This is a genomic window from Alkalibacillus haloalkaliphilus C5 (assembly GCF_000269905.1).
Lineage (GTDB): Bacteria > Bacillota > Bacilli > Bacillales > Alkalibacillaceae > Alkalibacillus > Alkalibacillus haloalkaliphilus_A.
Map to the genome: position 1 here is coordinate 1 of NZ_AKIF01000002.1, position 14,014 is coordinate 14,014.

Sequence of the window (14,014 nt, forward strand, 5' to 3'; positions counted from 1 at the left end):
GGTAATATTGTGAGCTAATCGGTTGCCACGGAGCAATCGCATGTTGATTCAACGTTAGTGAACGGTCAGGAATTACTAAATCGACATCGACTTCTAAGTTAGAACCTAGACCATCACACGTTTTACAAGCGCCTAATGGGCTGTTAAAAGAAAATAGTCGTGGCTCAAGCTCTGTAATCGTAAAACCACATTGCGGACATGCGTGATGTTCATTAAATAACATCTCATCACCATCAATAAGGTCCATAATGACTTTACCGTCACTAATTTTTAACGCTGTTTCGATCGAGTCGCTTAACCGACCTTCAACCCCTTCTTTAACGATAATACGGTCGACGACGACTTCAATTGTATGTTTCTGGTTTTTGTTAAGCTCAATGTCTTCTGATACTTCACGCATTTCACCATCAACACGAAGGCGTACGTACCCTTCTTTTTTCAAGTTTTCCATGACCTTTTTATGTTCGCCTTTACGGTTTGAAATGACTGGTGCTAGTACTTGTAACTTCGTGCGTTCTTCTAATTCCATGACACGATCAACCATTTGTTCGACCGTTTGAGCAGAAATCTCTTCACCGTGAATCGGACAAATCGGACGCCCAACACGCGCGAATAATAGACGCAAATAATCATAAATCTCGGTTACTGTTCCAACAGTTGAACGCGGATTTTTGCTCGTCGTCTTTTGGTCAATTGAAATAGCTGGTGACAGCCCTTCAATTGCATCAACATCAGGCTTATCCATTTGCCCTAAAAATTGGCGAGCGTATGCTGATAGTGATTCAACATACCTTCTTTGTCCTTCTGCGTAAATCGTATCGAACGCTAATGATGATTTACCAGACCCAGATAAACCTGTCATGACGACTAACTTATTTTTTGGAATCGTTGCATCTATATCTTTTAAATTGTGTGCTCTAGCTCCTTGCACTGTAATTGATTTCATCTATTTTCACCCTCCCGCTTTCAACTCAAGCATCGCATCACGAAGTTCCATTGCTTTTTCAAAGTCGAGATCTTTAGCGGCTTGTTTCATTTCTGTTTCTAACTGATCAATGAGCTCAGCTTTTTCATCTTTTGATAAGTTTTTATATTGTGATACATGATCGTCTTTCGTTTCTTCATCGGATTCATAAGTCGCCCGAATGACATCACGAATTTCTTTCTTAATCGTCGTTGGGGTAATACCGTGCTTTTCATTGTAAGCCATTTGCTTTTCACGACGACGATTCGTCTCTTCAATAGCAACCTTCATTGAATCGGTCATCTTATCTGCATACATAATGACGCGCCCTTCTGAGTTACGAGCAGCACGTCCTACTGTTTGAATTAAGGAACGCTCTGAACGTAAGAAGCCTTCTTTGTCCGCATCTAAAATAGCAACGAGCGACACTTCTGGTAAGTCCAGTCCTTCACGCAACAAGTTAATCCCGACAAGTGCATCATATTTTCCTAATCGCAGATCGCGAATAATTTGTATACGATCTAATGTCTTAATTTCAGAGTGAAGATACGCTACTTTAATCCCCATCTCTTGTAAGTAATTCGTTAAGTCCTCAGACATTTTAATTGTAAGTGTCGTCACTAACACACGTTCTTTGCGTTCGATTCGTTTATTAATTTCACCTATTAAATCATCAATTTGTCCTTTAATTGGTCGAACGTCAATCTCTGGGTCTAACAATCCAGTCGGACGAATGATTTGTTCTACCATTTTTGGTGTATGTTCTCTTTCATAAGGACCAGGTGTTGCTGACACGTATAAAGCGTGGTCAACATGTTTTTCGAACTCCCCAAAAGTTAAAGGACGGTTGTCCATGGCAGATGGCAGACGGAAACCGTGATCTACTAACGTCTGTTTACGCGCTTGGTCACCGTTAAACATCCCTCTAACTTGCGGTAATGTCACGTGTGATTCATCAATAACCATTAATGAACCGTCTGGGAAGTAGTCAAGTAACGTATAAGGCGTTGAACCTGGTTCACGGAATGTTAAATGTCTTGAATAGTTCTCAATTCCTGAACAAAAGCCCATTTCGCGCATCATCTCTAGATCATAATTCGTTCGCTGTTCTAGTCGCTGAGCTTCAAGCAACTTTCCTTCATCATTGAATTTTTCTAACTGGTCTTCTAACTCTTTTTCAATATTTGTAATCGCGCGCTTCATCTTTTCTTCACGCGTAACGAAGTGTGAAGCTGGGAAGATCGCCACATGATCACGATCACCTAAAATTTCACCTGTTAACGCATCGACTTCACGAATACGATCGATCTCATCACCGAAAAATTCAATTCGAATGCAGTGCTCCTCACGTGATGCTGGAATAATTTCAACCGAATCACCACGAACACGGAACGTACCACGTTGAAAGTCGATATCATTTCTCGCATATTGAATATCAACAAGCTCGCGTAACACTTGATTACGTTCTTTTTCCATACCAACTCTTAAAGACAGCACTAAGTCTTTATAGTCTTCCGGTGAACCTAAACCATATATACATGAAACACTCGCAACAATTAATACATCATTGCGTTCAAACAATGCCGATGTCGCAGAGTGCCTCAATTTATCAATTTCATCATTAATGCTCGCATCTTTTTCGATATATGTATCCGTATGCGGCACATAAGCTTCTGGCTGATAATAATCATAATAACTGACGAAGTACTCAACAGCATTATTAGGGAAAAACTCTTTAAATTCACTATAAAGCTGACCGGCCAACGTCTTGTTATGTGCAATGACGAGTGTCGGTCGATTAATTTCAGTAATAACATTGGATACAGTAAATGTTTTACCAGTACCAGTAGCACCGAGTAACGTTTGGTGCTTTTTATTGTTTTCAATACCTGCGACTAACTCTTTAATAGCCTGCGGTTGATCACCTTGAGGTTCGAATTCCGATTGTAATTGAAATTTTTGTTCCACAACATCATCCCCATATCGAGTTTCTTTAGTCAGTATAACACACACGAACGTTTGTTTGCACAAATGTTATGATACCCTAGTAAAAGAATATTTTTTCACGACTTATAATGCAAAGAATATGTTTTTATGTAAGAGCTGATAAAATTCTGTGAGCGCTGATAAATTATGTTTGAGCGCCGATAAAAATTGGCGAGCGCTGATATATTTTTCTGAGAGCTGATAAAATTCTGTGAGCGCTGATAACTAGTGTGTGCGCCAGATTATTCTCGTGAGCGCCAAATCCTATCATGCGAAAGCCAGATTATTTCCCTGAACGCCAAATTTATCTCACAAGCGCCAAATCCACCTCTCTAAGAACATTAAAAAATTGCTTCAGAACAATGAAGTTCCAAAGCAATTTTCATATCATGACTATGATGAATAATCTAATTCAAACGTTTCAGTTTCTAGCGTGAAGCGAGGGGTTTCTTTTACAAACACTAAACCTAATTCGTGATCTTCATGTTCATAAATTGGTCGCTGCACAAACCTCGTCTCACCTCGGAAGTCCCGCACGGCTAACTTGCAGTAAGTTCGATTTTCAGTCATAACATCGAAAAACTCAAATTCATTTTGGACTGGTATATCGTGAACGCGCTCAATCTTCTCACCAACATACAGTTCCATTTGGTCTGCAGGTGAGCCTGGCACTATGCCGACGATCGTTATTCCATCTGGTTCTGGCCTAAAGATTGGACGTCTTTCAACATCAAAATAACGAATGAGTAAATGAATAACCGGTCTCATGACTAGAACAATTCCGACAATCACCATCCCTAAGTACAACGTGTTATAAGCGCCGACTGCTGCACCGATTAACAAAAGTGTCAGCGGGATTAAAGTTAAAGCGACTCGTTTTGCACCTTGCTCACTAAACAGCCCACGGAATTTTTGTGAAAAGCCGATTATATAAGGAAAAATTATGAAACTCATTCCAGCTGCATCTGATCCAAATACTGGCCACCAAGCAAGCTGATCAGTTAATGTTAGCGAACCGATTGGTAAAGGAATTAATAAAGGAACGAACATAAGTCGTGTGACTTGATGGGAACCTACGTCTTTACCGCGATCTCCTTTATGTAATCGAGGGAACGACCTATGACGATTCGTTGTCGCAATCAGCATAGCTTCAGCAAAAAGGAGAACTAACATTAAATAAATCATGCCCATTAAATCAACTTGTAGTAGTCCATTTGTAAAAGGTTCATTAATAACTTGTATGTCAAATAGACCAACAGACCATACGGCCAAAATAGTTAATCCTAATGTGTAAACAGGGGACAGTAATGCAACTTGTCCAACTAACATTAGTAAAATAATGACTGCTGACCAGACGATTAACCATTCCCAAGTCATAAACAATCCAGTTAGGACAATACCTGCTGAAACAATGACACCAAAAAGCAATCCGATTAACCATGTCCCTTTCCATTCTGCGTGGAATGGAAACACCCGGTGACCAAATTGCTTACGGTCATTTTTAATTCTTCTATTTCCAATAAGAAAAGATAATATGATCGCTACATATAGTACTGGCTGTGCGAATAACCACAATAGCGCATAACCTAATTCAACTAACCATTCGACCCACATGCATAATCCCCCCAATCTCACTGGTGCTCTGTATGAAACAATTCTCTAAACCCTAGTCAAAATCCTGCATATGCTTAGAGTAAAAATAGATGACCCAACAGGTGAGTCATCTATTTACACCAAACTTATTCAAACAACACTTCAATAGCACGCTGTAATTGTAAATCATTTTCTGGTTCCATAACAGCGTCTAAAATTAACTCTTCAATGCGCTCTTCGGTTGTTTCATGAACGATTCCTGTCACTTCTAATCCTTCATCTGACTGGAACTGCTCAACTACTTCAACAGTATTCTCATCAAAGTAACCATCTGTACGGTCAATATCATATCCTAGTCCTTCAAGCATAAGTTGAAGCTTTCTAACTTCAGAATTGTTCATATCATACTCTAATGGTTCATCAGATTGAATCAGCGTTGAATAAAAATATTCTGGTTGTCTCTGTTCAACTGTTGGATCAACGCCTTCACCTTCAATGCGGTTCCCATCTGGAGTTAACCAATCAAATACTGTCATTTTCAACATGCCGCCTTCTAAAGGCATCGTCTGTTGTACTGTTCCTTTACCGAACGTTGTTTCACCAACGACTTCATAACCGTTAACTTCATTAAGTGCAGCAGCTAAAATCTCTGATGCACTAGCGCTACCTTCGTTAATTAAGACTGAGATAGGATAATCCTTTACACCTTGCCCATCAAGGGTGGACGGTTCTGCTTCCATGTCATGACGGTCCGTATAGACGAACGTTTCCTCACCTTCCATGAAGTGAGTTAATATGTTTTCGACTGCGTCAAATAAGCCACCAGGATTTCCTCTTACATCTAATACTAATCCATCGATTCCAACTTCGTCTTCTAGGTAAGCTAGCTCTTCAGCAAACTCTTCAGCTGTTCCTTCACCGAAAGACCTAATTTCTAACACACCGACTGTTTGACCGTTCGTCTCTTCTACATGCGGTCGAACAGTAACTAACGGAATCGTATCTCTTGTAATTGATATATCAAAAGGGTCATCTTCACCAGGACGGTCAATCGTTAATACAACATCTGTCCCTTTCTCACCTCGAATGAGTTGAACCGCTTCATTTACTGTATAATCCTCAACAGACTCTTCATCAACAGCTAGAATACGATCATTTGGGCGGATCCCTGCTTCTTCAGCTGGTGAGTCTGCTAAAGGAGAAATAATTGTTATATGACCTTCTCGTTGGGTAACTTCTGCACCAATTCCTTCGAAAGATGACTCCAGTTGTTGTTGAAATTGTTCTGTCATTTCAGCATCCATATATTCACTGAATGGGTCATCTAATGAGCTAACAACGCCTTCGATTGCGCCTTCATATAAAGAATCAACGTCGACTTCATTTATATAATACTCATCTAACATTGAAATCACTTGCTGAATTTTAGTAAATTCTTCACCAATCTCTTCTTGTACATCACTATGAACCTCATCATCAGGCACTTCTACTTCCTCTTGTTCTTGTTCCTCTTCCTTTACTTGAGGTTCACCTTCGTCAGCAAGAAAATTCATCGCAGTCGCTGAGATTGCTCCCCCTACTAAAAAGGCTACTAACACTAATAAAAAAACAAATTTCCTACTCATATTCAACATTCATCACCTCAGCAAACGCTTACAGATTTAGTATTAAAGATACTATAGTTAAGTATATGATGTAGATTTCTACTATTCTCAAAATTACATCAAAATGAAAATAGCTAAATAAATAGCATAAAAGCATCACACGAACAATGTGCGATGCTTTTATACTACTATAATTTCCTCTTTTAGTAAAAGGTAAAAACCTTAACGTTAAGGGTTAATATAATTTAACGGATCAACTGCGTTTGACTTAGAATTATTCCAAGATCCGCCTCTATGGATTTCAAAGTGCAAATGTGGTCCAGTTGAACTACCTGTATTACCCATATTACCAATTTGTTGACCTTGTTGCACTGTATCGCCAACACTCACGTGAACTGATGATAAATGTGCATAAACCGTATCGTACGCAACACCATCAATATAGTGGGTCATGTAAACAACATTACCATAACCACCACCACAACCACTATTACCAACTACACAACCTGATACCACTCGATAAACTTCACCGGTAGCAGCTGCATATACAGGTGTAGTTGGATTATCTCTATTACCCATATCAACACCAGCATGTCCAGGTCTATGAGGCGGTTTAAAAGGTGATGTTAAATAACCACTCATCGGTGCTATAAACTGACCGCTTCCACCAGCTTGTGTGTTAGCTGGGTTTGACTCTGCAGATTGTTTTTGATTTTTTAAAGATTGTTCTCGTGCATCTAAAATTTCTTGTTCTTCTGATAATGATACTTGATACTTCTCTAACTCTTCTTGATCTTCTTGTAAATTTGAAAGAACTATTTGTTCCTCTTGTTTTCGCTCATCAAGACCGGCGATTAGTTGATCCAGTTCACCTTTTTGAGCAACTAAAGTTTGCCTTTTATCTTCTAAATTAGCTTTGTTTGCTTCAACTGTTTCTTTATTACTTTCAACTGTTTGTTTCGATTCTTCGACTTGTTCTTTGTTTGCTTCAACTGTATCCTTTGCTTCCTCTAAAAACTGCTTGTCATCAAAGTGTTGGTTAATAATACTTTGGTCTTGATCCATCACTTTACTTACCGCTGCAGCACGACTTACAAAATCACCAAAATCACTTGAACCTAGAATAACTTCCATATAGCTTACAGAACCACCATTACGCTGTAGAGTTCTCAGTCTATCGGTAAGAACCGCTTCACGCTGTTCTATTCTAAGTTCAGTTTCAGTAATTTCATCTTCTAACTCAGAGATCTCTTCTTCTAATTCTTCAATCTCTGCTTCAAGTTCTTGAATCTCGTTTTCTAGTTCTTGAATTTCAGCTTCTAATAGATAGATTTCAGTTTCAGTCTCTTCAATATCAAGCTCTTTTTGACGGACTTCTAACTCAGCTTGCTCTATTTCATTTTCAATACGGTCTAACTTATCTTCTGTTTCATCCTGTTGACCTTCAAGTTCACGGATCTGTTCTTGTAAACTATCAATCTCACTAGAAACATTCTCTCGTTCTTGCTGTACTTCATCTAATTCTTTTTCAATATCTTCAACTGACTGATTAGCTTCGACCGTACCGGAATCAGAATACATTAATGCGCCAACAATAACTACAATTAAAGTTAAAAACGGTATAACTTTCTTCGTCAACTTGGTTTCTCCCCTTCTGTATTTGTTGTGAATATTAGTCTCGTTAAACTTTTAAGAACTTACGAACACTCATCACGCTTCCCCAAATACCAATAAAGGCACCGATTGCTAATAGCATGAGTGAAAGCTGCCATGCAAATGGGTTCCACGGTAACAACTCAATGAACTGGAAATTCAATCGGTCGTTTAAGTTTATATACAAGAAGTGATAACCACCAAGAACAAGCGCAATTGGAATTACTGAACCAATAACACCTGTAAGCATTCCTTCAACAAAGAATGGCCAACGAATAAAGCTATTCTTCGCACCGACTAGTCGCATAATGCCAATCTCATCTCTTCTTGCTGTAATCGTCATCTTAATCGTGTTCGATATTAGGAAAATAGCTGTTAATAGTAACGCTGCAATAAATGTAATTCCTATATATCTAGCATATTGGTTAAATTGTAATAGTCGATCTACTGTTTCACTTCCGTAATCAACGTCATCTACATTTGAAAAACCTTCAATTGTTGAAGCAACTCCTGCTAGATCTTCTGCTTCGTACGTCTCGACAACGTAAACATCATTTAGCGGATTATCTTGTTCGAAAAGCTCCCAAGCTTCTCCATCTTCACCTAAGTCTTCTACTAACGCTTCTAATTCTTCATCTTTTGAAGAGAAATAGAACTCTTCAACTCTATTAAGATCTTCAATGTTATGACCTAGTTCGTCAATGTCTTCCTCTTCAGCACTTAAATCTATAAACACACGAATCTCTGCATCGGATTCAATGTTGTCTGCAATTTGATTTAGGTTTAGCATTAGCATTAAAAATGCTGCTACTAATACTAACGTCGTTGTCACAGCACCAACTGCTGCTACTGTCATCCAACTATTTCTAACTAAGTTTTTTGTACCTTCTCTAAAATGTCTTTTAAATGTATTAATCTTCATATCCGTATTCCCCTCGATGCTCGTCTCTTACGATTTGACCATTTTCCATAGCAATAACACGTCTACGAATCTTGTTAACGATATCTTTACTGTGTGTTGCCATAATCACTGTCGTACCACTCGCATTGACTTCTTCAAAGATTCTCATAATCTCCCACGACGTATCAGGGTCTAGGTTACCTGTCGGCTCATCGGCAATCACAACCTTAGGGTTATTGACAATCGCTCTTGCAATGGCTACACGTTGTTGCTCACCACCTGATAACTGAGCGGGGATAAACCTTGCTTTATGCTTTAAACCAACCTTATCTAGCACGTCCATTACACGACGTCTAATTTTTCTCGGGTTTTCCTCGATCACTTCTAGAGCAAAGGCTACATTTTCATAGACTGTTAGTTTCGGCAACAATTTAAAGTCTTGGAAAATAACGCCAATTGAACGTCGTAAATAAGGTACTTGCTTATCTTTCATGTCACCGATATCTACATGATTGATCTTCACTTGGCCTTTACTTGGTACTTCTTCACGATACATCATCTTAATAAAAGATGATTTACCAGCACCACTTGGGCCAACGACATACACAAATTCACCATTATCAATTGTTGACGATATACCATTTAAAGCTGTAACTCCGTTATCATAAACTTTATAAACATTGTTCATCTCGATCATAGTATTCCACCTTGGTCCTCCTGCTGCATTGCAACATTTTGTATTTACCTTTTATATAGCTTGTCCATTTCAAATCGAGACATCGCAAATCTACGATGTCTCAAGTATAGTAATTGTCGAAATATTTGTTTTTTTATTAAACTATTTTATCATACCTAATATTATTATGTCTTTTTTTAATAGAATTTCTTAAACTAGTAATTGTATTATAACATCATTCGCCAAAATATACTGCCCGTTCTATATTACATTTTCTTTTCAATTTAATTATAGCAGGCTGTAATTAGTAAAAGTAAGCGGTGATAATTGGTATGCTTACCAATAGAACTTGTAATTCTTGAAATAAAAAAAAGCAACGAGAAGGAAAAACCTTCTCATCGCTTCTTACTGTTCTAATACATAATCAGCAATGTCTTCTGCTTCTTCTTCACTTACACCTGCTACAGCAGCCATGCTACCATATCCTTCTAAAATAATTGATACGATATCATCTTGGTCGTGCTGTTCACTGGCATCAACTAGCCCTGGTCCAGCTCCACCTGATAAGTCACCACCGTGACAACTTGCACAGTTTTGCTGATAAAGCTCTTCCCCAGCTGCTGTTTCATTTGCGGTTGTATCGTCGCCGCCATTTTCACCAGCGCCGTCGCCACCGCCTCCACAAGCAGCTACTACCATCATTAAGCCAAATAGGCCGACTAATAATTTCTTTTTCATTTGTTCTAAAACCTCCTGTTAGTGTTACTTTTATGTTTTCCTAAACGTTCATAAGTTATCCATCTACTTTTGAACGTAAATAGGCATCAATAAACGGATCCAATTCACCATCCATGACTGCTTGAGTATTCCCATTCTCAACGTTTGTACGGTGATCTTTCACCATGTTATACGGATGGAAGACGTAAGATCTAATTTGACTTCCCCACCCTATTTCTTTTTGTTCACCACGGATTTCATCCAACTCTTGTTGTTGTTTTTCAATTTCTTGTTGGTAAAGTTTTGATTTCAACATTTTCATGGCTTTTTCGCGGTTTTTAATTTGTGAACGCTCCGATTGACACGTCACGATTGTGTTCGTTGGTACGTGTGTAATTCGAACAGCTGAATCAGTCGTGTTAACGTGCTGACCACCTGCACCACTTGCGCGATAAGTATCGACTTTTAAATCTTCACTTTTCACATCTATTTCGACATCATCGTTAAACTCTGGCATTACATCTAATGAAGCAAACGATGTGTGACGTCTTCCTGATGAATCAAAAGGTGAAATTCTAACTAAACGGTGAACACCTTTTTCAGCTTTTAAATAACCATAAGCATTGTGACCTTGAATTAAGAGGGTCACACTTTTAACCCCTGCTTCATCTCCTGGTAAATAATCAAGTGTCTCCACTTTAAAACCTTTACGCTCAGCATAACGCTTATACATTCTCAAAAGCATTTCTGCCCAATCTTGGCTTTCCGTACCGCCAGCACCAGGGTGAATCTCGATAATCGCATTATTTTGATCATATGGTTCACTTAGTAATATGTTCAATTCAAACTGATTTAAATCAGCTGAAACAGATTTTAATTGATCTTTTAAGTCTTCAAAAAGTTCTTCATCATTTTCTTCTTTCACTAATTCAAAAGAAACTTCTAAATTTTCTAGTGCTTCTTCATTTTGATCGAAGTTTTGGACGAGCTCTTTTAAAACATTCGATTCATTAATCACTTTTTGGGCATTCTGTTGGTCATCCCAAAAATTCGGCTCTGTCATCATTTGCTCTAACTCTGCTAAACGGTTACGATAACCCTCTAAGTCAAAGAGACCCCCTGAAGTTGTCTAGTCGCTTTTGTAGTTGATTAAGTTCAGTTCGAATATCTGCTAGTTCCATAAAACATCCACCTCTACTATATATTCTACCCGTATTATACCATTTATAAATCGACTAAAAACGAACTTTTCGTTACAAATTGGAAAATTGAACCGTCACATAATGTAACAAAACCTTATCCACTCATTGAATGAATAAGGTTTTGAATCCGTTTATACACCGTGGCACTGTTTATACTTCTTACCGCTACCGCAAGGGCAAGGTTCATTACGTCCAACTTCTTTTTTCTTAACGATTGGTTGGCGTTTCTTCTCTTCTTTCGGTCTTCCACCGGCAACGGCTTGAGTGCCAGTTGCAACTTGGACACGTTGTAAGTTTTCACGAATTTGTGCTTTCATCGCGTATTTCGCAACTTCTTGTTCGATTGCAGCAATCATCTCTTCGAACATGGAGAAGCCTTCCATTTGATACTCTTGTAACGGATTCGTTTGACCATAAGCACGTAGGTGAATACCTTGTCTTAGTTGGTCCATTTGGTCAATGTGATCCATCCACTTCGAGTCAACCGTACGAAGTAAGATTACTTTTTCAAACTCACGCATCTGTTCTTCTGTTAGTTCTTGTTCACGCTGGTCATACTTATTCTTAACAATCTCCATGACTTGTTCAACCATCTCATCTGGCTCTTTACCTTTAAAGTCCTCACCAGAGATTTCGTCTTGTTCAAGTACATTCGCATGCAAGAACTGAGCAAGATTATCAAGCTCCCAGTTTTCCTCTTCTTCATCTTGTGTATACAGTTCTACGTTACGTTTCACAGTTGATTCGATCATGCCCATGATAATATCACGTAAACTGTCCGCTTCTAGCACTTCATTGCGCTGTTCATAAATGATGTCACGCTGTTCACGTAAAACATCGTCGTAAGAAAGAATTTGTTTACGCGCATCGAAGTTGTTACCTTCAACTCGTTTCTGTGCAGACTCTACAGCTCGAGATACCATTTTACTTTCAATTGGCTGATCGTCTTCTAATCCGAAACGCTCCATCATCGAGTGCATACGTTCCGAACCGAAACGACGCATTAACTCATCTTCCATTGAAAGGTAGAACTGTGAAACACCTGGGTCACCTTGACGTCCAGCACGACCACGTAACTGGTTATCGATACGACGTGATTCGTGACGCTCAGTACCAACAACGGCAAGACCACCAAGATCTTTTACACCGTCACCTAGTTTAATGTCCGTACCACGACCTGCCATGTTTGTAGCAATCGTGACAGTACCTTTTTGACCAGCTGCTAGAATAATTTCCGCTTCTGAGAAGTGGTTTTTTGCGTTTAAGACGTTGTGTTTAACGCCAGCTTTTTTAAGCATTTTTGAAATTAACTCTGACGTTTCAACTGCAACGGTACCAACTAGAACAGGTTGTCCTTTTTGGTATCGTGCTTTAATATCTTCAACCATCGCTTTATACTTGCCATCTACTGATTTATAAATTAAATCAGGACGGTCATCACGAACAATTGGCTCATTCGTCGGGATCGCGACAACGTTCATATTGTAAATGTTACGAAACTCTTCTTCTTCCGTTTTAGCTGTACCTGTCATACCAGCTAACTTGTTATACATACGGAAGAAGTTCTGGAACGTAATTGTTGCTAACGTCATACTTTCTTTTTGGATCTGTAAGCCTTCTTTAGCTTCAATCGCTTGGTGTAAACCATCACTGTAACGTCGACCTTTCATTAGACGACCTGTAAATTGGTCAACAATAACGACTTCGCCTTCATCTACTACATAATCAGTATCTTTTTGCATAACGACATGCGCTTTTAATGCTTGGTTAATATGGTGCGTTAAAGATACGTGATCTAAGTCATACAAGTTCTCAATGTTAAAGAACTTCTCAGCTTTCGTAATACCATTTTCAGTTAGCTGAACGTTTCGTGTTTTTTCATCATAAGTATAGTCTTCCTCATTTTTAAGTGTTTCTACAAATGAATCTGCTTGTAAATAATTGGTTTGAGATTTTTTCTGTGACCCTGAAATAATAAGTGGAGTACGCGCTTCATCAATTAAGATCGAGTCAACCTCATCGACGATTGCGAAGTTCAGTTCACGTTGAACACGCTTTTCTTTATAAAGCACCATGTTGTCACGCAAGTAGTCAAAACCAAACTCATTGTTCGTACCATACGTAATATCACAACTATAAGCTTCACGCTTCTCATCTTTATCAAGGTCATTCGTGTTAAGACCTACAGTTAAACCTAACCAATCGTATAACTCACCCATTTCAGTAGAGTCACGGTGTGCTAAGTAATCGTTTACGGTAATAATGTGGACACCTTTACCTGAAATAGCATTTAAGTAAGCAGGCATTGTTGAGGCAAGTGTTTTACCTTCACCTGTTTTCATTTCGGCAATATCACCATTATGAATGGCAATTGCACCAATCAACTGTACATAGTATGGGCGCATTCCTAAAACACGCTTAGCTGACTCACGGACAACCGCGAACGCTTCAACCATTAAATCATCTAAAGATTCACCAGACTGATAACGTTCTTTAAACTCTGCTGTTTTAGCTTTTAACCCTGAATCAGACAACTTTTGAATATCAGTTTCTAAAGCTTCAATTTGATCTGCTTTTTTACGAAGTTTCTTTAATTGTTTCTCATTTAAATCCCCAAAAACTTTTGTTAATAGCTTCATTAATTTGCACCTCGTATCCTCTTGTTTACAACAATCCAACTATAATGATAACACTATCAAAACAGTCATGACAACTAAC

9 protein-coding genes and 1 pseudogene are annotated in these 14,014 nt (G+C 38.6%); all 10 read right to left on the reverse strand.

Annotated elements, in window-relative coordinates; all coding sequences use genetic code 11:
• Nucleotides 1-946, reverse strand: a pseudogene (locus A194_RS16750) (excinuclease ABC subunit UvrA); the annotation flags it as partial.
• A gap of 6 nt (nt 947-952) precedes the next feature.
• A complete protein-coding gene (uvrB, locus tag A194_RS0100365) occupies nt 953-2,932 on the reverse strand; it encodes an excinuclease ABC subunit UvrB (RefSeq protein ID WP_017184898.1) in 1,980 nt (659 codons plus the stop codon).
• Nucleotides 2,933-3,343: 411 nt separating this feature from the next.
• Nucleotides 3,344-4,564 carry a PDZ domain-containing protein gene (locus A194_RS0100370; protein ID WP_017184899.1) on the reverse strand — a complete coding sequence of 407 codons (1,221 nt, stop codon included), beginning with the start codon at nt 4,562-4,564 and terminating at the stop codon, nt 3,344-3,346.
• Between the two features lie 125 nt (nt 4,565-4,689).
• Nucleotides 4,690-6,168, reverse strand: a complete 1,479-nt coding sequence (locus A194_RS0100375) for a S41 family peptidase (protein ID WP_017184900.1) — start codon at nt 6,166-6,168, stop codon at nt 4,690-4,692.
• Nucleotides 6,169-6,375: 207 nt separating this feature from the next.
• Complete coding sequence (locus A194_RS16755) at nt 6,376-7,785, reverse strand: murein hydrolase activator EnvC family protein (protein ID WP_017184901.1); 1,410 nt, start codon at nt 7,783-7,785, stop codon at nt 6,376-6,378.
• A 43-nt stretch (nt 7,786-7,828) separates the two neighbouring features.
• Nucleotides 7,829-8,722 carry a permease-like cell division protein FtsX gene (ftsX, locus tag A194_RS0100385; RefSeq protein ID WP_017184902.1) on the reverse strand — a complete coding sequence of 298 codons (894 nt, stop codon included), beginning with the start codon at nt 8,720-8,722 and terminating at the stop codon, nt 7,829-7,831.
• Nucleotides 8,712-9,398 carry a cell division ATP-binding protein FtsE gene (gene ftsE, locus A194_RS0100390; RefSeq protein WP_017184903.1) on the reverse strand — a complete coding sequence of 229 codons (687 nt, stop codon included), beginning with the start codon at nt 9,396-9,398 and terminating at the stop codon, nt 8,712-8,714. Before ftsE ends, ftsX begins: the two co-directional genes overlap by 11 nt.
• 384 nt (nt 9,399-9,782) lie before the next feature.
• The gene (locus A194_RS0100395; RefSeq protein ID WP_017184904.1) at nt 9,783-10,115 is read right to left on the reverse strand and encodes a c-type cytochrome; all 333 of its coding nucleotides are present in this window, start codon (nt 10,113-10,115) and stop codon (nt 9,783-9,785) included.
• A gap of 55 nt (nt 10,116-10,170) precedes the next feature.
• Nucleotides 10,171-11,275, reverse strand: a protein-coding gene (gene prfB / locus A194_RS0100400; RefSeq protein ID WP_100214223.1) for a peptide chain release factor 2 whose coding sequence is annotated in 2 segments (ribosomal slippage) — nt 10,171-11,202 and nt 11,204-11,275 — 1,104 coding nt in all. Because the reading frame shifts where the segments join, the coding sequence is not laid out codon by codon here.
• 152 nt (nt 11,276-11,427) lie between these two features.
• Nucleotides 11,428-13,935 (reverse strand): preprotein translocase subunit SecA, encoded by a 2,508-nt coding sequence (secA, locus tag A194_RS0100405; RefSeq protein ID WP_017184906.1) that lies wholly within the window; start codon nt 13,933-13,935, stop codon nt 11,428-11,430.
• Nucleotides 13,936-14,014: the final 79 nt, after the last annotated feature.